Below are 19,015 nucleotides of genomic sequence, written 5' to 3'. Positions count from 1 at the left end.
GTGATCGGTATGGCAATTAACTACATTTGGAGAAATCAAAACTTTTGTATGAAATACTTCCCCATAGACAGCAATTTGTTTGTTAAGAACCGCAAAAAGTTCATGGCCGAAATGAAGCCAAAAAGCATTGCGATCTTCAATTCCAATGATATTTATCCCATTAGCGCGGACAGTACCATGCCCTTTGAACAGGCAAGGGACATTTTCTATTTGAGCGGCGCCGATCAGGAGGAAACCATTTTATTGTTGTTTCCGGATTCGATGGACAAAAAGCACAGGGAAGTGCTCTTTGTTCGGGAAACCAACGACCATATTGCCGTTTGGGAAGGGGAAAAACTCACCAAGGAACAGGCCACCGCAGTTTCGGGCATAGAGACCATTTATTGGCTCACCGATTTTGACAAGGTGTTTTTTGACCTGATGACCGAGGCGGACACCATCTACTTCAACACTAACGAGCATTACCGACAAGCGGTGGAAACCCAGACCCGGGAAGATCGTTTTATTGAAAAATGCAAAAAAGAATATCCAGCCCACCAATGGGCCAAGAGCAATCCCATACTCCAAAAAATACGAGGGGTAAAAGAGCCGGAGGAAATAGCTCTGATGCAAACGGCCTGCGATATCACCGAAAAGGGGTTCCGTCGCATCTTGGAATTTGTAAAACCAGGGGTTTGGGAATACGAGATCGAGGCCGAATACCTTCATGAATTTGTCCGTAACCGCTCCAAAGGATTTGCCTATACCCCGATTATTGCCTCGGGCGCCAACGCCAATGTGCTCCATTATGTGGTGAACAACCAACAGGTGAAAGATGGCGACATGATCTTGATGGACCTAGCTGCCGAATACGCCAACTATTCCAGCGACATGACCCGGACCATTCCTGCCAACGGAAGGTTTACCGATAGGCAAAAACAGGTATACAATGCAGTTTTAAGAGTGAAGGACGAAGCCACCAAAATGTTGGTGCCTGGCACCCTTTGGGCCGAATACCACAAAGAAGTCGGTAAGATCATGACCTCCGAATTGCTTGGTTTGGGATTGTTGGACACAGCGGACGTGCAGAACGAAAACCCGGATTGGCCTGCCTACAAAAAATACTTCATGCACGGTACCAGCCATCATATTGGTCTGGACACCCACGATTATGGCGAATTGAAGACCCCGATGAAGGCGAATATGGTCTTCACGGTGGAACCTGGGATCTATATTCCCAAAGAAGGCCTGGGTATCCGAATTGAGGACGATGTGGTGATCCAGGAGAAAGGAGAGCCCTTTAATTTGATGCGCAACATTCCCATAACCGTGGAAGAGATCGAAGAGTTGATGAACAAATAAATAGGTATGTCCTTTCTGTTTTCCATGATGTTATTACAGGAATCCGACATCGAAAAAAAGATGGCGGAAGCACCAGACGATTGGTATGAAATTGGCGTGGTAATAGGCAGTTATTTGCCGTTTGTGGTTTTGGCCGGCATTGCCTACGCAATTTACTACTACCAGAAAAAGCGTAGACAAAACGATTAGTTCAAGTCTTTATATTTCACTGTGCTGTAACCTTTATCAAGTTAATGTCGTCCAACCTTACCAATCAAAAAACGGAAGGAAGAATGCATTTTACAACTTGGAGCAGAAAACTGTTCATTGCCATCACTTTAATTTTTATCGGGGTTATTTCTCAAGTACAATCCCAAACCCTGGCACATCAAATAGGCCAAATCTTGCAGGCCAAGTTCTCAACCAATGGCCCGGGAGCGGTGTTTATGGCTACCAAGGGAGGGTCGGTTGTTTACGAAAAAGCTTTTGGCATGGCCAATCTGGAATTGGATGTGCCCATGCAAACGGATAACGTGTTCGAGATCGGTTCCATGACCAAACAGTTTACCGCAGTGGCCATTCTCATGCTTATGGAAGAAGGAAAATTGAAACTTGAAGATGATATTACCAAATACATACCCGATTATCCAACCCAAGGCCACACCATTACGATCCATCACTTGCTAACCCATACTTCGGGTATTAAAAGTTTCACTAGCGTTAAAGGATTGAATGCCATCGCCAAACAGGATATGGAGCCTCTCGAAATGATTGATTTTTTCAAAAACGAACCTATGGATTTTGCCCCTGGGGAAGCTTTCAAATACAACAATTCTGGCTACGTGATCTTGGGCCATATCATCGAAAAAGCTTCTGGATTGAGCTATGCTGATTTTGTGGAACAGCGGATTTTTAAAAAGTTGGGCATGTCATCTTCAAGGTATGCCACACATACCACGGTAGTGCCCAAAAGGGCTTCAGGGTACCACAATAAGGACAGGTATGTGAACAAGCGGCACATCAGCTTTTCCATTCCCTATGCCTCTGGCTCGCTCATGTCCACCGTAGAGGATTTGTTTAAATGGCAAGAAGCCATCAAGGACAATGTGTTGCTCAGCAAAGAAACCACGCAACTGGCGTTTACCAATTACACATTGAACAATGGTGACCCCATCAATTATGGGTACGGATGGCACATCAAACAATTGGACGGTGCCAAGAGCTATGAACACGGAGGCTCTATTTTTGGTTTCAAATCGATGGGGGTGTACCTGCCTGAAGCCGATATTTATGTTGTAGGGCTCAGCAATTGCGATTGTAATTCACCCACCCAAATTACGCGGGACATTGCCGCATTGGTTTTGTCACAAGCACATTCCGATTGATTTTGGAGTGGTAATAATAGGACTACCGTTTGGAAATCTTATTGCCCGAAATGTGACGCTGCCGACTACATTTAAAACGGTCAACTTCTTGGTCACGCAATTTTGCATGTTTGGTTTTTCGGCCCTGCACCCGTTGTCGCCACATTCTAAAACTGGAAGGTTTCATTTCGCGGCGCATCAAGGCAATGGTCTCTTGTTCCGATAGACCAAATTGAAACGTAATGGCATCAAAAGGGGTTCGGTCTTCCCACGCCATTTCTATGATACGGTCTACTTCCCGTTCGGTTAATTCTTTCATAGCATCACAAAAATACTTCCTGAAGGTTAAATTTAAAAGCGGAGTTCTGGCAGTCCGCATCGAAATAGCGAACAATGTCTTAACTTTAGTCTCTTCGAAAAATCTATTTGAAATATAACATTAAATGAAAACCTTCACTTTCAACCCCATTATTTTCATGGCCCTATTTTTAGCTGCTCTGACAACCAATGTAAACCTGAATGCCCAAGAAAGCTTCACAGTGACTCTGGTGCCATCGGAACATGGCACGTATTCGGTTTCACCTTCAATTCCTGAAGATGGTAAAGTTGCCGCAGGCACTGAGTTAACAATCACAGCCTCACCGGATTCAGGGTATGCCCTCGATGCCATTTACTACACCTACAAAGGAGGCATGTGGGGGACAACCAGCGTGGAAAGTTTTGAGCCGACCATGAAAATTACGGTGGACAAAGATATGTGGGTTGGTGCAGTTTTTATTGAAGACACCTTGGTTGAAAATCTGAAGGTCACCCATGATGTGGTGTATGCCCAACCTGGTGTTAAACCGTTAAAGTATGATGTGTTCGCACCCAAGAACGCCAAGAATTTACCAGCTGTGGTGATCATTCACGGTGGGGGATGGTCCTCCAATAACGAAGACATTATGCGGGGCCTGGCCCGCGAATTGGCCAAGGACAATCAATATGTGGTGTTCAGCATCGATTACCGTTGGGTGAACAAATTGGATGGAGACGAAACACCCAATTACATGCACAATTTGATCGAGGATGTATTCGGAGCCATTGCGCATATTCAGGAACATGCATCGGAATATGGAATCGATCCAACCAAAATTGGCGTCACGGGAGATAGTGCTGGGGGGCATTTATCAGCCTCTGCCGCACTGCTCAGTACCATGATCGGCGATGGAGGTTTTGGTAAAACCGAAGGGGTATACGAGTACATGCCCACGTACATGCCAAAGGCGAAATCCGTTGATCAGGTGAAAAGCGAAATCACCCAAGCCATTCAAGCCGCGGCTCCCAGTTATGGTCCTTTCGATGCCAAGGATTTTAAGAATTTCATTTCACAGAGCGATCAAGGCTATCTGGTAGCTGTTTCGCCTTCCCACCATGTTCCAAATGTCGCAGATCGGGCCGTTCCACAATTTATTGTTCGGGGTACCGAGGACATGTTGATCAAGGATGAAACCGTTCGACCGTTTATCGATAAGATGAAAGAACAAGGACAAACTGTTGAATACTGGGAAGTGGATGGTGCCGGCCATGCCTTTTTCGACTGGAAACCCGATGCCCAGACCAGGGCCGCTTTTGAAAAGTTCGGGGTGCCTTACGCGGCCAAGATGAAGGCCTTTTTTGACACTGTGTTTTATTGATTAAAAATTTTGTTGGTTATGGAGGATAGAAAAGCCCATTGGGAAAATGTGTACAACACCAAATCGCCCGAAGAGGTAAGCTGGACACAGAAAAGACCAGAGGTTTCATTGGAATTTTTGGATTCTTTTGAGTTGCCACATACTTCAAGTATTATTGATGTAGGAGGTGGCGACAGTCTGCTGGTCGATTTTTTATTGGATGAAGGTTTTGAGGACATCACTGTGTTGGACATATCCGCCAAAGCCATTGAAAAGGCAAAAAAGAGATTGGGGGATAGGGCCAAAAATGTGAAGTGGGTGGTGAGCGACATTGTCGATTTTAAACCGGAACGCAATTATGATGTATGGCACGACCGTGCCGCTTTTCATTTTTTAACCGAACCCGATCAGGTAAAAAACTATGTCGATATCGTAAACAAGTGTGTTAATAGTTATTTGGTGATCGGCACCTTTTCTTTGGATGGCCCCAAAAAATGCAGCGGATTGGACATTACCCAATACAGTCCGGAAAGTATGGGAAGCACCTTCACTGGCTTCAATACATTAAACTGCAGGACCCACGATCACATCACACCGTTCGGGACCACGCAGAATTTTATTTTTTGCAGTTTTAGAAAGGCTATTTGATCAAAAGGCATTGACCCTTCCTTTGCCAATATGGTAGAAGTTAAGGGCCACAAACACCATAAAAGCGGGAAGTACCCATCCCATTTGATATTGATGGAAAGGAATCCAATCGACATAGGGTGCGATTTTGTCTCCAAATCCAATACTTCCCAAAAAATCTGGAATACTGAACAGGATGGTCGTGAACACCACGCCACGGAAGGTGAATAGCGAAGTATATTTTTCAGGCAGCACGTTCAATAAGATCAAGATGATGGTAATGGGGTAAATGAACATCAGTGCTGGCAATGCCACGGCAATAATATAGCCCACATTAAACTGTCCGACCAAAACACCCAACAAACAACCCAACAAGGCTGTGATTTTATAGGCCATATCCGAACCCTTGAACTGGCCCTTTATAAAATCCGCAGTGCCCGTAACAATCCCAACAGCGGTGGTAAAACAGGCCAAACTAACCAAGATGCTGAGCATCAAATTGGCCGTACCCCCCAAGGTGCCTTGACTGATGTTTCGAAGCAATGCCGTTCGGGTAATGCCATGGTCAAACGAAGCGCTGAACAAAGCTCCTGTCAGAATCAGTCCTGCATAGACCAAAAATAGACCCGTTCCTGCCCAAATTCCGGCTCGGGTAATCAGTTGGCGTTTTTCCACATAATCCGAAGAAGTTTCCTTCAGGTTGATGGAAATAATGATCACCGCCCCAACCACAACGGCTCCGATGGCATCAAAGGTTTGGTAACCTTCCAAAATGCCATTACTGAATGGGGCTGTAATAGTGGATGCAGATAAGTCAAAATCCATTTTGAAAACAGCCGCACCAATGATCAAAAGAAGAAGAATAAGAATAGCGGGTGTCAACAATTTCCCCAGAAGGTCCAGTATTTTGGAACGGTTGATAACAAATACAAACACCAAAACAAAATAGACAAAGCTTGTAAGCAAATAGGAGGAATCCCATAGCGGTTGAATGGCCATTTCGTGCGTCACGGAAGCTGTTCTGGGCGAGGGCAAAGCTATGGCGATGGCATAAACAATAAAACAATATACCGTACTGAAAAGGGGTGATACCTTTTTGGCAAAATCGAACATGGTTCCCTGTAATTTGGCATGGGCCAAAATGCCCAATAGGGGAACCAAGACCCCAGAAACACAAAAGCCCAAAGCGACCAACCACCACATGTTTCCCGATTTGAATCCCAGTAAAGGAGGTAGGATAAGGTTACCGGCTCCAAAAAAGAGGGAAAAAAGGGCGAAAGCGGTAATTGTTAACGATTTTTTGTTCATAGGGTGTTGATAATTTCTTTTCGAATTGGTATATTTCAAAACTGTAATTCAACGAGTTTTTTTGCGTTTATAACGAAAAAGAAGCATTTCATCGAAAAAATAATTTTAAGTGGATGCGCGCAAAATAAAAAGTTATCAACAAGCGTTCGTATAGAAATGTCTAACTAAACAATAACGATATAACAAAAAATTACCATTAACAAGTTACAGCATTTTTCGATTCCCCAAATCGCTTCCAATGCTTTTCCAAACACCGCCCCAGCTTATGAAAACTTCTACCCATCACCATGGTAACAAATTCTCCGCTTTTTTCTGCAACTTGTTCGGTCACCATTATGTGGTTTCCAAAAAAGTGACCCAACACATCAAGGAATACAAATGTATCCATTGCCAAAAAGAAGTCACCACGGATGTTAGCGGCAAACTTTCGGCCCTAACCCCCCAAATGCAAGAAATCAACAGTACATTGGAAGAAATGTACCAAAAAAGAAAAAGTAGGGTAGTGCACCAAGTGGCATAGCCCTTTTTTTGGTTTTAAGAGGCCCAAATCTTATCCCGGAAACTTAAGTAATTGCCTGCTGCTAATGGTTACGTGCCCCAAGACCATGAGTAGGGATGCCCTTGATTTTCGGGATTTTTTTATGCTTTGAAGGAGTTCCAGCCTTGGGCAGTTATAGGTATTTTGGTATTGGCACGGGTTATTAAATGAACGCCTTCACTTTTTTCCGTCATATGGCCGATAACCGTCAAATTGGGGTTGCCTTTTATTTTTGGAAAATCTGCCTGATCGATGGTAAACAACAGTTCATAATCTTCACCTCCACTTAAGGCCACCATGGTACTGTCCATTTGAAATTCCTCGCAGGTCGAGATTACCGTAGGGTCCAATGGAATTTTATCTTCAAAGAGGTTACAACCCACATCACTTCGTTTGCACAAATGCATAATTTCAGAAGAAAGTCCATCACTGATGTCTATCATGGAGGTAGGCTTCACCTCCACTTTTTGCAATAATTCGACAATGTCCTTTCTCGATTCTGGCTTTAATTGACGTTCCACGATATAGGAGTAGGGTGAAAGGTCGGGCTGGTTATTGGGATTTACCTTGAAAACTTCCTTTTCCCGTTCCAAAACCTGCAATCCCAAATATGCACCACCCACGTCACCGGAAACCACTAAAAGATCATTGGGCTTTGCCCCTTTTCGGTAAACGATATCCTTTGCATCGGCCATGCCAATGGAGGTAACACTGATGATCATGCCCTTGTTGGATGAGGTGGTATCGCCCCCAACCAAATCCACGTGGTACAGTTTGCACGCCAAGGCCACCCCTTCATAAAATTCTTCCAGGGCTTCCAAAGGAAAACGGTTGGAAACAGCCAAGGACAAGGTCACTTGTGTGGCTATGGCGTTCATGGCATAAATATCCGATAGATTGACCATGATGGATTTATACCCCAAATGTTTGAGCGGCATGTAGGAAAGGTCGAAGTGGACACCTTCCACCAGCATATCGGTAGAGACAACAGTCCGTTGGCCCTTAAAGTCCATAACAGCGGCATCGTCGCCTACACCAAGCAGGGAGGACGGTTGTTTCAACTCAAAATTTTTGGTAAGGTGGTCAATAAGGCCAAATTCGCCCAATTGTTCCAATGCAGTGCGTTGTGGATTCTTGTCTTCTAGCATTTTGCAAAAGTAAAGAGGATAATATTAAATTGTATCTTTAAAAGAAACATAAAATTGCTGTGATATGTTGAAGAAAGGAATCTGTGCCATTTTCGTGCTTACGCTTTTTTGGGCCTGTTCAAAAGAAAGCAGTGATCCGGGAAATAATCCCATAGTGCAAAACCCCGGCAATCAAGGTGGCGACACTGGAGGCGGAACAGGGGGAGGAGGCTCCCCAGATATGGGCTCGGGAGAAATCACACACGGGTCGTCAACCTGTATTGGGGGTATGGCAGGAATCTTCCCGTGCGACGGCTACGATTTACTTTTCAACATGGATCTAGCCGCATTAAATGCCCAATCTGGAAATGATATCTGGGGCTGGACCGATACCACAACAGGGAATGAATATGCCATTATTGGATTGAATAATGGAACTGCATTTGTGGATATTACGGATGCCCAAAATCCCCTTTATCTCGGAAAATTGATGACGGCCACCAGCAATAGCCCATGGCGCGATGTCAAGGTGTATGGCGATTATGCATACATCGTAGCAGAGGCTACAGGGCATGGCATGCAGGTATTCGATTTGACAAAACTTAGGAACGTGACAGACCCTCCCCAAGTTTTTGAAGCGGATGCGCGCTACATTGGCATCGGAAATGCCCATAACGTGGTGATCAATCCCAATTCGGGGTTTGCCTATCCTGTGGGAACCGCGAGGGACGATGCGTTTAATGGCGGAGTTCACTTTGTGGATATTCAAAACCCTTTGAATCCCGTTGGCGTTGGCGGACATGGTGCCAATGGCTATAGTCATGATGCCCAGGTAGTAACTTATTTTGGGCCTGATCTGGATTATTTGGGACGCGAGATTTATATCGGGGCCAACGAAAACCAAATTGCCATTGTGGATATTACCGATAAATCCAATCCGGTTGAAATCAAAACACTTGCCTATTCAAATTTAAGCTATACCCACCAAGGTTGGTTTACCGAGGACCAACGGTATTTTATTTTGGGTGATGAACTGGATGAAGTCAACTTCGGCTTCAATTCCAGAACCCTGATTTTCGATTTTTCAGACTTGGATAATCCTTCTTTATATGCCACCTATATTGGAACAACTGGAGCCATTGATCATAATGGTTATACCAAGGGCAACGAATTTTTCTTGGCAAATTATACGGCTGGTATGCGGGTATTGGATTTATCGGAAATTGCTTCTGGTAACCTTACGGAATCAGGGTATTTTGATACGTATCCGTCCAGCAATACGGCACGGTTTGATGGCGTATGGAGCATCTACCCCTACTTTGATAGCGGGAAGATCATCATCAATGATATGAATCGAGGCCTATTTGTGGTGCAGAAGTCCAATTAGGGTATGAAAAAACTATGTGGTATCCTGATATTGATTGGTTTTTGGTCCTGTTCCGATGAGGAGGTGGACCCAATCATAATTAATGATGTAAGCTTTAAAGGTGAAGTGGAATGGATCAAAAATTTTGGTGGCTCTGGCGACGATGTGGGACAAAAAATAATCCCTACCAACGATGGTGGCTATGCCATTTTGGGTTACAGTAATAGCATTGATGGTGATTTGTCTGGAAAACAACTGGAAGTGAACGATTATTGGTTGTTAAAATTGGATGTGGATGGCAACGTACAGTGGAGCAAGACCTATGGTGGCTCAAAAGACGACCGGGGCCAGTCGCTGGTTCAAACAACAGATGGTGGCTATGCCATTGTTGGCTATGCGATGAGCGATGACGGGGATGGAAGCAATAATGAGGGTTTCCACGACAATTGGGTAGTCCGATTGGATGCCAGCGGAAACATTTTATGGGAACATAGCTATGGTTTTGCCGGCCATGACCATTGTTACGATGTTGTGGAAACCGAAGACGGAGGGTTTTTCTTTGCCGGTTTTTTGGATGTGACCCTGTCCAACGGCGAGGGCAATTTTGGGTTGAGTCCCAGCCTTACCCGTCATGGGGTGGGTGAATTTTGGGGCAATAAGATCGATGCCAACGGTAATTTGGAATGGCGCCGTTATTTTGGAGGCACCAATAACGATCGGGCCCATGCAGTTGTTCAATCCAATGATGGCGGATTTGTGCTCAGTGGGTTTTCAGAAAGCAATGATTTTGACATTTCGAACACCAAGGGAAGCTATGATTTTTGGGTAGTTCATATAGATGTGACTGGTAATTTGATTTGGGAAAAATCGTTTGGGGGAACGGGAATAGAGGTTTCCTACGATATCAAAAAAACCCCGGATAATGGCTATGCCATTTTGGGACATACGTTTAGTAATGATTTGGATGTTTCCCAAAACAAAGGAAGCTCTGATATTTGGCTCATCAAAATTGATGATAAGGGCAATCTGCTTTGGGAAAAAACCTTCGGCGGCACCGAATTTGATGATGCCAAGGGGCTAGAAGTTACTAAAGATGGTGGATTTGTGATTGCCGGAAATTCCAAGAGCAATGATGGAGACGTTACTGAAAATAAAGGGGAAAACGACTTTTGGGTCATCAAGACCGATGCCAAGGGTAACATTACCTATCAAAAAACCTTCGGCGGAGCCAATTTGGATTTTGGATTTGATGTGATCGAAGATGCCCAAGGCAGTTTGGTGCTGATCGGAGAAACTGCCAGTGTCGACTTTGAAGGACTCACTTCCAAAGGCTCCAATGATCTTGTCGTGATTAAAATAAATTGACCTTCCCAAATCCATAGAGAACCCCTATGGAATTATACGTTATTATAATGTTAGTATATGTGGTAAAACCCTTCTAATACAGTATATTTGTGGACTATTTAGAATTAATACAAGTAAGATGATAAAAGTGTCGGATTCAGCAAAACAAAAAGTAGTGTCCCTTATGACAGAGGATGGCTACGATGCGGCTACCGATTTTGTGCGTGTTGGTGTAAAGAGTGGGGGATGTAGCGGATTGTCTTACGAATTGAAATTTGACAAGACCGCCGACGAATCGGATAAGATTTTTGAAGACAATAATGTACGCATCATTGTGGACAAAAAGAGCTTTTTGTACCTGGTGGGCACCACCTTGGAATATTCGGGTGGCCTTAATGGGAAAGGATTCGTTTTCAACAATCCCAATGCCCAACGTACCTGTGGTTGTGGCGAAAGTTTTTCACTGTAAAATGAAAGCGAACTGAGTTAAAAGGAAATAAGTAAAGGATTATTGAATAATACGAACAAATATTCCTGTTTTGAAAATTTGGAGGTTTATAAAATGGCAGTAAAGTTTATGGCCAAAGTTTATGAATTATTGAAGAAAAGTCCTTTGAAAGAAGATTTTGCTATGGTTGACCAGATGAGAAGGGCGACCATTTCAATTTCGAATAATGTAAGTGAAGGTTTTGAAAGAGAGACCGACAAAGAATTGATACGATTCCTGTATTTCTCCAAAGGCTCTGCCGGAGAAGTTAGAAATCTTTTCAACCTGATGGAAGAGATAGGTTATTTTGAAGCTGTAGAATTGGATGAATACAAAAAGGATATCATCAACATTTCAAAACAGTTGGCAAATTATATCAAGTATGTTAAAAAGCGCAGTGGACTTTGACCATTTTGTCTTTTTAACTTTTAACTTAAGAATTTATGGCATATACTGAGGAAGAATTAAAGAAAGAACTGGAGACCAAGGAATACGAGTATGGTTTCTATACGGATATAGAATCGGATACCCTGCCCAAAGGGTTGAACGAGGAAATCGTGATTGCCATTTCCAAAAAGAAGGAAGAACCGGATTGGATGACCGAATGGCGATTGGAAGCCTTTCGTGCTTGGCAGGAAATGGAGGAACCCGAATGGGCCAATGTGACCTATAAAAAACCCGATTTTCAAGATATCTCCTATTACTCGGCACCCAATAAAAAACCGAAGTACGACAGTTTGGACGAAGTAGATCCCGAATTGTTGGATACCTTCAAAAAGTTGGGCATTTCCATTGAGGAGCAAAAGAAATTGGCCGGTGTTGCCGTGGACATTGTGATGGATTCTGTGTCGGTGGCCACCACCTTTAAAAAGACGTTGGCCGAGAAGGGCATTATTTTCTGCTCTATTTCGGAGGCCATAAAGGAACATCCAGAATTGGTCAAAAAATACATCGGTACCGTAGTGCCCAAAAAGGACAACTTTTATGCGGCCTTGAACTCTGCCGTATTTTCCGATGGGTCGTTCTGTTATATCCCAAAAGGTGTGCGTTGCCCCATGGAACTCTCCACCTATTTCCGGATCAATCAAGCAGGAACGGGTCAGTTCGAAAGAACGTTGGTAATTGCTGATGAAGGCAGTTACGTGAGTTACTTGGAAGGTTGTACCGCGCCATCGCGCGACGAAAACCAATTGCATGCCGCTGTGGTGGAATTGATTGCATTGGACAACGCCGAAATTAAATACTCCACCGTACAAAACTGGTTCCCTGGCAACAAAGAAGGCAAGGGAGGTGTTTTCAACTTTGTGACCAAAAGGGGACTTTGCGAGAAAAACGCCAAAATTTCGTGGACCCAAGTAGAAACAGGATCCGCAGTTACTTGGAAATACCCATCCTGTATTTTGAAAGGGGACAATTCCATCGGGGAATTTTATTCCATTGCGGTGACCAATAATTTTCAGCAGGCGGATACGGGTACCAAAATGATTCATTTGGGCAAAAACACCCGAAGTACGATCATTTCCAAAGGAATTTCCGCAGGGCAGTCCCAAAACAGCTACCGCGGTTTGGTGCAGGTGAACAGCAGGGCGGAAAATGCCCGGAACTTTTCCCAGTGCGATTCCTTATTGATGGGCAATCGTTGTGGCGCACATACCTTCCCTTACATTGAGGTAAAGAACAAAACGGCCCAGATAGAGCATGAGGCCACCACCAGTAAAATTGGGGAAGACCAAATTTTCTACTGCAACCAAAGGGGTATCGACACGGAAAAAGCCATCGCGTTGATCGTGAACGGTTTCAGCAAGGAAGTGTTGAACAAATTGCCCATGGAGTTTGCCGTGGAAGCCCAAAAATTGCTGGAGATCAGTTTGGAAGGTTCAGTAGGATAATCAAAAAGTCAGAATCAGATGAAAAAGGTAATCGCAGTATTGTTCATTATCGGAGCGTTTGCTTGTAAAGATGCCAAAAAGGAGACCGCTGAGGCGGAAACCGTTACGGAAGAAGCAAAACCCGAGGTTAAGTTATATGCATTCAGTGGAGGAACCGTGAATGCCAACAAATTGGAACTCTTTTCACAGGACACTACCTATACAGGGCAGTCCAAGGAGTTTGCCGATGCGTTTTACGTGATTGTGCACCCAAAAGGCACCTTGATGTGGGATGCTGGCCTTCCCGAAAGTTTAGTGGGCATGGACGCTCCCTACACTTCGCCCGATGGTGCCTTTACCGTTTCCAGAAAGGATTCATTGGCCAATCAACTGGCCAGTATCGGGATGAAACTAGAGGATATCGATTTTATTGGCCTTTCCCATACCCACTTCGACCATATCGGACATGCCAATCAATTGGCCGGGTCCACGTGGTTGGTCCAAGAAAAGGAATACGATTTTGTGACCAGTGAGGAGAACCAAAAAAGCAACCCAGACATCTACAACTCCATCAAGGATTTGAACAACATCCAAAAAATTGCCAATACGGATTATGATGTTTTTGGCGACGGTACAGTTGTTATGAAATACATGCCGGGCCATACCCCTGGCCATCAAGTGTTGTATGTGGATTTGGCCGAACATGGCCCTATGTTACTTTCAGGGGATATGTACCATTTTTATGAGAACAGGGAATATCGTAGAGTGCCCATTTTTAATTTCGATGTGGCCCAGACCAAAGCGAGTATGGCAGCCTTTGAGGAATTTGCGGAAGCAAATGGAGCCAAGGTATACCTACAGCATTCCAAGGAAGATTTTGAAAAGTTGCCCAAGGCACCCAATTATTTAAAATAATATTTGAAGAAGAATAGCATGCTAGAAATCAAGAATTTACACGCGAGCGTAGAAGATAAGGAAATCCTAAAGGGCATTGACCTGAAGGTGAATGCAGGGGAGGTCCATGCCATTATGGGACCCAATGGTTCCGGAAAAAGTACGTTGGCTTCTGTTATAGCCGGAAAAGAAGAGTTTGAAGTGAGCGAAGGGAGCATCCTGTTGGAAGGTGAGGATTTGGAAGACCTTGCCCCAGAGGAAAGAGCCCACAAGGGAATTTTCCTATCGTTCCAGTATCCTGTTGAAATTCCAGGGGTTACGGTGACCAACTTTATGAAAACGGCCATCAACGAATCCCGAAAAGCAAGGGGATTGGAAGAAATGCCAGCCAACGAGATGTTGAAAAAAATCCGTGAGAAATCCGAGTTGTTGGAAATCGACCGAAAATTCTTGTCACGTTCCCTGAACGAAGGATTCTCCGGAGGTGAGAAAAAGCGGAACGAGATTTTCCAAATGGCGATGATGGAACCCAAATTGGCCATTTTGGACGAGACCGATTCAGGGTTGGATATCGACGCCTTGCGCATTGTGGCCAATGGTGTGAACAAATTGCGCAACAAGGACAACGCCGTGGTTGTAATTACCCACTACCAGCGATTGTTGGAATACATCGTACCCGATTATGTGCACGTATTGTACAACGGAAAGATCGTGAAATCCGGTACCAAGGAATTGGCTTTGGAACTGGAAGAAAAAGGATACGACTGGATCAAACAGGAAGCAACGGTTTAAACAGAAATAAGATTTCAGACATCGGATTTCAGAAGACTAATTACTGAAAACTGACCACTGATAACTGAAAAAAATATGGATTTAAAGGAAAAACTGATCTCATCATTTTTGGCATTCGAGGACACCGTGGATTTGGACAATCCTGTTCATGAGGTGCGTTCCGCGGCCATCAAGAATTTTGAGGAAAAGGGCTTTCCGTCCAAAAAGGAGGAGGCCTGGAAATATACATCGCTGAACAGTCTTCAAAAAATTGATTTCAGCATTTTTCCCAAGCAGGAAACGGCTTTGGAATACAAGGACATCAAGAAATATTTCTTGCACGAAATCGACACCTACAAGATTGTTTTTGTGGATGGGGTGTACAGTTCGTACCTGTCCGAAACTACGCATGATGGAGTGGATGTCTGCTTGATGAGCTCCGCGTTCAGTAAGCCTATGTTCCAACCGGTGATCGATGTGTATTTCAACAAAGTGGCCTCCAAGGACGAGTCTTTGACTACCTTGAACACGGCTTTCAGCAGGGAAGGGGCGTACATCTACATTCCAAAGAATAAAATGCCCAAAAAGCCCATCCAGATCTTGCATTTGGCCACGGGTAATGAAGCAGCTTTGATGTTGCAACCCCGTAACTTGATAGTTGCCGAGGACAATGCCGAGGTACAGATCATTGAGCGGCACCAAAGCTTAACAGAGAATGAGGTATTCACCAATTCGGTGACCGAAATCTTTGCAGGCAAGGATGCCATTGTGGATTATTACAAAGTACAGAACGATGCCTTGACCGCTTCGTTGGTGGACAACACCTATATTTCCCAAAAGGACCATAGTGTGGTTCGGGTGCATACCTTTTCCTTTGGTGGAAAACTGATTCGTAACAACCTGAACTTTTACCAGAACGGGGAGCGCATCGATTCAACCTTGAAGGGCGTGACCATTTTGGGCGATAAGCAACATGTGGATCACCATACCTTGGTGAACCATGCACAGCCCAACTGTGAGAGCCATCAAGATTACAAGGGAATTTTTGGGGACAGCTCCACTGGCGTCTTCAACGGAAAGATCATTGTGGACAAGATTGCCCAAAAAACGGATGCCTTCCAGCAGAACAATAATATTTTGTTGAGTGATAAGGCCACTATCAATTCCAAGCCCCAATTGGAGATCTTTGCGGATGACGTAAAATGTTCCCACGGATGTACCATTGGCCAGTTGGATGATGAGGCACTTTTCTACTTAAGGTCGCGTGGCATACCCAAAAAGGAAGCTACGGCCCTGTTGATGTATGCTTTTGCCAACAACGTGTTGCAAAGTGTACGCATCCCGGAACTCAAAGCCCGGATCAACAAGATCATTGCCAATAAACTGGGTGTACGCGTTGGTTTTGACCTGTAATTCTCCAAAATAGAAACCCCAAGATGTTAGAAACCTCTTTGGACATACAAACTATCCGAAAGGATTTTCCCATACTGGCTCGCACGGTACATGGGCAACCTTTGGTGTATTTGGACAATGCGGCCACATCACAGACTCCCAATCAGGTGGTAAATGTGATTGTGGACTACTACCACCGATACAACGCCAACATTCACCGCGGGGTGCACACGTTGTCCCAAGAGGCCACGGACGCCTATGAGGTGGCACGACAAAAAATCCAGAAGCATTTCAATATTGGTAAAAGCCATGAGGTGATTTTTACTTCTGGGACCACACATAGTATAAATTTGGTGGCCACAGGTTTCACTTCCTTTCTTAAGAAAGGGGATGAGGTTTTGGTTTCGGCCATGGAGCACCATTCCAACATTGTGCCATGGCAAATGCTTTGCGAACGTACAGGAGCCACTTTGAAAGTGATTCCGATGAACATGGAGGGCGAATTGGTGATGGAGAAGTACCACAATCTATTATCAGAAAAGACAAAATTGGTATTTTGCAACCATGTGTCGAACGCATTGGGAACAGTGAATCCCATTGAAGAAATCATTGAAGGAGCCCACAAAGTGGGTGCGGCGGTTTTGATCGATGGTGCACAGGCGGCAGCGCATATTAAATCTGACCTACAAGCGTTGGATGTTGATTTTTACACCGTATCGGCCCACAAAATGTGCGGTCCTACCGGGGTGGGAATTTTGTACGGAAAAGAAGCATGGCTCAACAAACTGCCACCCTACCAAGGAGGGGGCGAAATGATTGCCGAGGTCACCTTTGAAAAGACCACCTATGCCGATTTGCCCCATAAATTTGAGGCGGGAACGCCCAACATATGCGGCGGTATTGCTTTCGGAGCTGCTTTGGATTACATGAACCAACTCGGTTTTGATGCCATTGCCCAGTACGAAGACGAACTGTTGCAGTATGCCACGGAACGCTTGCTCAGCATTGAGGGTTTAAAAATCTATGGCACTGCCAAGCATAAGACTTCGGTCATTTCCTTCAATATTGAAGGGGTGCATCCGTATGATATCGGGACCATTCTCGACAAATTGGGCATTGCGGTACGAACAGGGCACCATTGTGCACAGCCTATCATGGATTTTTACAAGATACCGGGAACCGTTCGGGCCAGTTTCAGCTTTTACAATACCAAGGAAGAAGTGGACAAGTTGGTGGAAGGAGTAAAGCGGGCCAAGAACATGCTTTTATAACCAAAGGTTATGTTTATAGCCACGATTTGACGTACAACATTTCACTTTGTACTTTTGAATAAAACAGCAACATGAACATACAAGATATACAGGAAGAGATAGTTGATGAGTTTTCCATGTTCGACGACTGGATGCAGCGCTACGAATACATGATCGAGCTTGGCAAATCCCTTCCGTTGATAGAAGAGCAATACAAGACTGATGACAACCTCATTAAAGGATGTCAGAGCAAGGTGTGGGTACATGCAGAGCTGGACGGCGATAAGCTGGTGTTTACGGCAGATAGTGATGCCATTATTACCAAAGGCATCATTGCGATTTTGATTCGCGCTTTCAGCAACCAAAAGCCGCAGGATATCATTGATGCGAATACCGATTTTATAGATGAAATAGGCCTGAAAGAACACTTGTCGCCCACCCGTGCCAACGGACTGGTCAGTATGATCAAGCAATTGAAATTGTACGCCGTGGCCTATCAAACACAACTAAAATAAAAACAGGATGAGCGAAGAAATCACCATAGATACCCAAGAACTGGGGGAGAAAATAGTAAAGATCTTAAAGACCATTTATGATCCCGAAATCCCTGTGGATATTTATGAATTGGGATTGATCTACGATGTGTTCGTAAACGAGGCGAATGATGTGAAAATCCTGATGACCTTGACCTCCCCCAACTGTCCCGTGGCCGAAACCCTCCCCGTTGAAGTCGAGGAAAAGGTAAAGACCATAGATAGCCTGAACGATGTGGAGGTGGAAATCACTTTTGACCCACCTTGGACCCAGGAATTGATGAGCGAAGAAGCCAAATTGGAATTGGGACTGCTTTAATTGGATCTAATTCCGCACGGATGCTGAGCGAAGTCGAAGCACGATGCGGATCCAACTTATTTCAAAACAATTTCTGACTACCTTCGACTACGCTCAGGTACCTGCAGGAATGACAATTATGGAAAAAGAAATCGTAAACCGTGTGGCAAAAAGCCAATTGATGACCTTCGACCTGGAGGATTATTATCCAAAGGGAGAGCGAAGGGTATTGGACATCAAAGATTGGTTGTACGAAGGTCTGATTCTTCGGGAAAAGGAATTTCGCACCCATGTGGAAGCCCAAGATTGGACTGCTTACCAAGATGTATATGTGGCACTCACGTGTTCCTCGGATGCCATTATCCCCGGTTGGGCGTATATGTTGGTCACCTCCAAATTGCTGCCGTATGCCAAAAAAGTGGTCGTGGGCGACTTGGAAGATTTGGAAACGGCATTGTACCAAACCCTTTTGGAAAATTTGGATGTTTCCGAGTTTACGGACAAGCCTGTGATTATCAAAGGGTGCTCCCACAAACCTGTTCCTGAAAATGCCTACCTCATGGCGATGGCCAAACTTCAACCCATTGCCAAAAGCGTGATGTACGGCGAAGCCTGTTCTTCTGTGCCGCTTTATAAAAGAAAGAAATAATTTTAGTAGACAGTAGACAGTAGACAGTAGACAGTAGACAGTAGACAGTAGACAGTAGACAGTGGGCAGTAGTTAGTGTTCGGTAGTTAGGAGTTAGGAGTCAGTGGGCAGTGGTCTGATGTTGTCATTTCGAACCGAGTGAAACGAGCGAGAGAAATCTGTTTTTTGGGTAAAAGGTGAATGGTCAAGGGTTAATGTTCAATCAACAATGAACAATCTGGTGT

Annotated in this window: 21 protein-coding genes; 18 read left to right on the top strand and 3 right to left on the bottom strand. The window is 44.5% G+C overall.

The window, feature by feature from the left end:
* The first annotated feature begins 48 nt into the window (after positions 1–48).
* The 3 genes from EO131_RS13270 to EO131_RS13260 are packed head-to-tail and all read left to right on the top strand — an operon-like array spanning position 49 to position 2,705.
* On the top strand, positions 49–1,341 hold the full coding sequence (locus tag EO131_RS13270; protein ID WP_127023058.1) for an aminopeptidase P family protein: 1,293 nt from the start codon (positions 49–51) through the stop codon (positions 1,339–1,341).
* 6 nt (positions 1,342–1,347) lie between these two features.
* Positions 1,348–1,530 carry a hypothetical protein gene (locus tag EO131_RS13265; protein ID WP_127023055.1) on the top strand — a complete coding sequence of 61 codons (183 nt, stop codon included), beginning with the start codon at positions 1,348–1,350 and terminating at the stop codon, positions 1,528–1,530.
* A gap of 44 nt (positions 1,531–1,574) precedes the next feature.
* A complete protein-coding gene (locus tag EO131_RS13260; protein ID WP_241243846.1) occupies positions 1,575–2,705 on the top strand; it encodes a serine hydrolase domain-containing protein in 1,131 nt (376 codons plus the stop codon).
* A 22-nt stretch (positions 2,706–2,727) separates the two neighbouring features.
* Here the strand turns inward: EO131_RS13260 and EO131_RS13255 are convergent, their stop codons facing one another.
* Positions 2,728–3,003, bottom strand: coding sequence for a TIGR03643 family protein (locus EO131_RS13255; protein WP_127023051.1), 276 nt, complete (start codon positions 3,001–3,003; stop codon positions 2,728–2,730).
* A 124-nt stretch (positions 3,004–3,127) separates the two neighbouring features.
* Here EO131_RS13255 and EO131_RS13250 point away from each other — a divergent pair, with 124 nt between their 5' ends.
* Together EO131_RS13250 and EO131_RS13245 are read left to right on the top strand one after the other, a co-directional pair.
* A complete protein-coding gene (locus tag EO131_RS13250; protein WP_127023048.1) occupies positions 3,128–4,360 on the top strand; it encodes an alpha/beta fold hydrolase in 1,233 nt (410 codons plus the stop codon).
* An 18-nt stretch (positions 4,361–4,378) separates the two neighbouring features.
* Positions 4,379–4,987 (top strand): class I SAM-dependent methyltransferase, encoded by a 609-nt coding sequence (locus EO131_RS13245; RefSeq protein WP_127023045.1) that lies wholly within the window; start codon positions 4,379–4,381, stop codon positions 4,985–4,987.
* Here EO131_RS13245 and brnQ read toward each other — a convergent pair whose 3' ends face one another.
* A complete protein-coding gene (gene brnQ / locus EO131_RS13240; protein WP_127023037.1) occupies positions 4,988–6,274 on the bottom strand; it encodes a branched-chain amino acid transport system II carrier protein in 1,287 nt (428 codons plus the stop codon). It abuts the gene before it with no gap.
* A 265-nt stretch (positions 6,275–6,539) separates the two neighbouring features.
* On the opposite strand from brnQ, the gene EO131_RS13235 reads away from it, so the two are divergent.
* Positions 6,540–6,794, top strand: coding sequence for a hypothetical protein (locus EO131_RS13235; RefSeq protein ID WP_127023034.1), 255 nt, complete (start codon positions 6,540–6,542; stop codon positions 6,792–6,794).
* Positions 6,795–6,913: 119 nt separating this feature from the next.
* Here the strand turns inward: EO131_RS13235 and thiL are convergent, their stop codons facing one another.
* Positions 6,914–7,960 carry a thiamine-phosphate kinase gene (gene thiL / locus EO131_RS13230; protein WP_127023031.1) on the bottom strand — a complete coding sequence of 349 codons (1,047 nt, stop codon included), beginning with the start codon at positions 7,958–7,960 and terminating at the stop codon, positions 6,914–6,916.
* A 64-nt stretch (positions 7,961–8,024) separates the two neighbouring features.
* On the opposite strand from thiL, the gene EO131_RS13225 reads away from it, so the two are divergent.
* From EO131_RS13225 to EO131_RS13170, 12 genes are all read left to right on the top strand, one after another.
* Positions 8,025–9,326: a choice-of-anchor B family protein gene (locus EO131_RS13225; protein WP_313790038.1), complete on the top strand. Its 1,302-nt coding sequence runs from the start codon at positions 8,025–8,027 to the stop codon at positions 9,324–9,326.
* A 3-nt stretch (positions 9,327–9,329) separates the two neighbouring features.
* Positions 9,330–10,670, top strand: coding sequence for a hypothetical protein (locus tag EO131_RS13220; RefSeq protein WP_127023028.1), 1,341 nt, complete (start codon positions 9,330–9,332; stop codon positions 10,668–10,670).
* Between the two features lie 118 nt (positions 10,671–10,788).
* Complete coding sequence (locus EO131_RS13215; protein ID WP_127023025.1) at positions 10,789–11,118, top strand: HesB/IscA family protein; 330 nt, start codon at positions 10,789–10,791, stop codon at positions 11,116–11,118.
* Positions 11,119–11,160: 42 nt separating this feature from the next.
* Positions 11,161–11,544 (top strand): four helix bundle protein, encoded by a 384-nt coding sequence (locus EO131_RS13210; protein ID WP_262707788.1) that lies wholly within the window; start codon positions 11,161–11,163, stop codon positions 11,542–11,544.
* Positions 11,545–11,579: 35 nt separating this feature from the next.
* Entirely contained in the window at positions 11,580–13,025 is a 1,446-nt protein-coding gene (sufB, locus tag EO131_RS13205; protein ID WP_127023019.1) for a Fe-S cluster assembly protein SufB, read from the top strand.
* Between the two features lie 18 nt (positions 13,026–13,043).
* Positions 13,044–13,919, top strand: coding sequence for an N-acyl homoserine lactonase family protein (locus EO131_RS13200; RefSeq protein ID WP_127023016.1), 876 nt, complete (start codon positions 13,044–13,046; stop codon positions 13,917–13,919).
* 18 nt (positions 13,920–13,937) lie between these two features.
* A complete protein-coding gene (sufC, locus tag EO131_RS13195) occupies positions 13,938–14,690 on the top strand; it encodes a Fe-S cluster assembly ATPase SufC (protein WP_127023013.1) in 753 nt (250 codons plus the stop codon).
* Between the two features lie 75 nt (positions 14,691–14,765).
* A complete protein-coding gene (gene sufD / locus EO131_RS13190) occupies positions 14,766–16,082 on the top strand; it encodes a Fe-S cluster assembly protein SufD (RefSeq protein WP_127023010.1) in 1,317 nt (438 codons plus the stop codon).
* Between the two features lie 23 nt (positions 16,083–16,105).
* Entirely contained in the window at positions 16,106–17,332 is a 1,227-nt protein-coding gene (locus tag EO131_RS13185) for an aminotransferase class V-fold PLP-dependent enzyme (RefSeq protein ID WP_127023007.1), read from the top strand.
* A gap of 71 nt (positions 17,333–17,403) precedes the next feature.
* Positions 17,404–17,826 carry a SufE family protein gene (locus tag EO131_RS13180; RefSeq protein WP_127023004.1) on the top strand — a complete coding sequence of 141 codons (423 nt, stop codon included), beginning with the start codon at positions 17,404–17,406 and terminating at the stop codon, positions 17,824–17,826.
* A 7-nt stretch (positions 17,827–17,833) separates the two neighbouring features.
* Complete coding sequence (locus tag EO131_RS13175) at positions 17,834–18,163, top strand: SUF system Fe-S cluster assembly protein (RefSeq protein ID WP_127023001.1); 330 nt, start codon at positions 17,834–17,836, stop codon at positions 18,161–18,163.
* Between the two features lie 118 nt (positions 18,164–18,281).
* Positions 18,282–18,791 (top strand): DUF2480 family protein, encoded by a 510-nt coding sequence (locus EO131_RS13170; protein ID WP_127023680.1) that lies wholly within the window; start codon positions 18,282–18,284, stop codon positions 18,789–18,791.
* Positions 18,792–19,015: the final 224 nt, after the last annotated feature.

Source organism: Flagellimonas beolgyonensis, from assembly GCF_003992615.1.
GTDB lineage: Bacteria > Bacteroidota > Bacteroidia > Flavobacteriales > Flavobacteriaceae > Flagellimonas > Flagellimonas beolgyonensis.
Note: the sequence above shows the minus strand (reverse complement) of the source record. Positions and strands in the feature narration are given on the sequence as shown.

Excerpts from the sequence above, each read along its gene's own strand:
- EO131_RS13270 (WP_127023058.1), top strand. The coding sequence starts at position 49 with ATGAAATACTTCCCCATAGACAGCAATTTGTTTGTTAAGAACCGCAAA.
- EO131_RS13265 (WP_127023055.1), top strand. The coding sequence starts at position 1,348 with ATGTCCTTTCTGTTTTCCATGATGTTATTACAGGAATCCGACATCGAA.
- EO131_RS13260 (WP_241243846.1), top strand. The coding sequence starts at position 1,575 with ATGTCGTCCAACCTTACCAATCAAAAAACGGAAGGAAGAATGCATTTT.
- EO131_RS13255 (WP_127023051.1), bottom strand. The coding sequence starts at position 3,003 with ATGAAAGAATTAACCGAACGGGAAGTAGACCGTATCATAGAAATGGCG.
- EO131_RS13250 (WP_127023048.1), top strand. The coding sequence starts at position 3,128 with ATGAAAACCTTCACTTTCAACCCCATTATTTTCATGGCCCTATTTTTA.
- EO131_RS13245 (WP_127023045.1), top strand. The coding sequence starts at position 4,379 with ATGGAGGATAGAAAAGCCCATTGGGAAAATGTGTACAACACCAAATCG.
- brnQ (WP_127023037.1), bottom strand. The coding sequence starts at position 6,274 with ATGAACAAAAAATCGTTAACAATTACCGCTTTCGCCCTTTTTTCCCTC.
- EO131_RS13235 (WP_127023034.1), top strand. The coding sequence starts at position 6,540 with ATGAAAACTTCTACCCATCACCATGGTAACAAATTCTCCGCTTTTTTC.
- thiL (WP_127023031.1), bottom strand. The coding sequence starts at position 7,960 with ATGCTAGAAGACAAGAATCCACAACGCACTGCATTGGAACAATTGGGC.
- EO131_RS13225 (WP_313790038.1), top strand. The coding sequence starts at position 8,025 with ATGTTGAAGAAAGGAATCTGTGCCATTTTCGTGCTTACGCTTTTTTGG.
- EO131_RS13220 (WP_127023028.1), top strand. The coding sequence starts at position 9,330 with ATGAAAAAACTATGTGGTATCCTGATATTGATTGGTTTTTGGTCCTGT.
- EO131_RS13215 (WP_127023025.1), top strand. The coding sequence starts at position 10,789 with ATGATAAAAGTGTCGGATTCAGCAAAACAAAAAGTAGTGTCCCTTATG.
- sufB (WP_127023019.1), top strand. The coding sequence starts at position 11,580 with ATGGCATATACTGAGGAAGAATTAAAGAAAGAACTGGAGACCAAGGAA.
- EO131_RS13200 (WP_127023016.1), top strand. The coding sequence starts at position 13,044 with ATGAAAAAGGTAATCGCAGTATTGTTCATTATCGGAGCGTTTGCTTGT.
- sufC (WP_127023013.1), top strand. The coding sequence starts at position 13,938 with ATGCTAGAAATCAAGAATTTACACGCGAGCGTAGAAGATAAGGAAATC.
- sufD (WP_127023010.1), top strand. The coding sequence starts at position 14,766 with ATGGATTTAAAGGAAAAACTGATCTCATCATTTTTGGCATTCGAGGAC.
- EO131_RS13185 (WP_127023007.1), top strand. The coding sequence starts at position 16,106 with ATGTTAGAAACCTCTTTGGACATACAAACTATCCGAAAGGATTTTCCC.
- EO131_RS13180 (WP_127023004.1), top strand. The coding sequence starts at position 17,404 with ATGAACATACAAGATATACAGGAAGAGATAGTTGATGAGTTTTCCATG.
- EO131_RS13175 (WP_127023001.1), top strand. The coding sequence starts at position 17,834 with ATGAGCGAAGAAATCACCATAGATACCCAAGAACTGGGGGAGAAAATA.
- EO131_RS13170 (WP_127023680.1), top strand. The coding sequence starts at position 18,282 with ATGGAAAAAGAAATCGTAAACCGTGTGGCAAAAAGCCAATTGATGACC.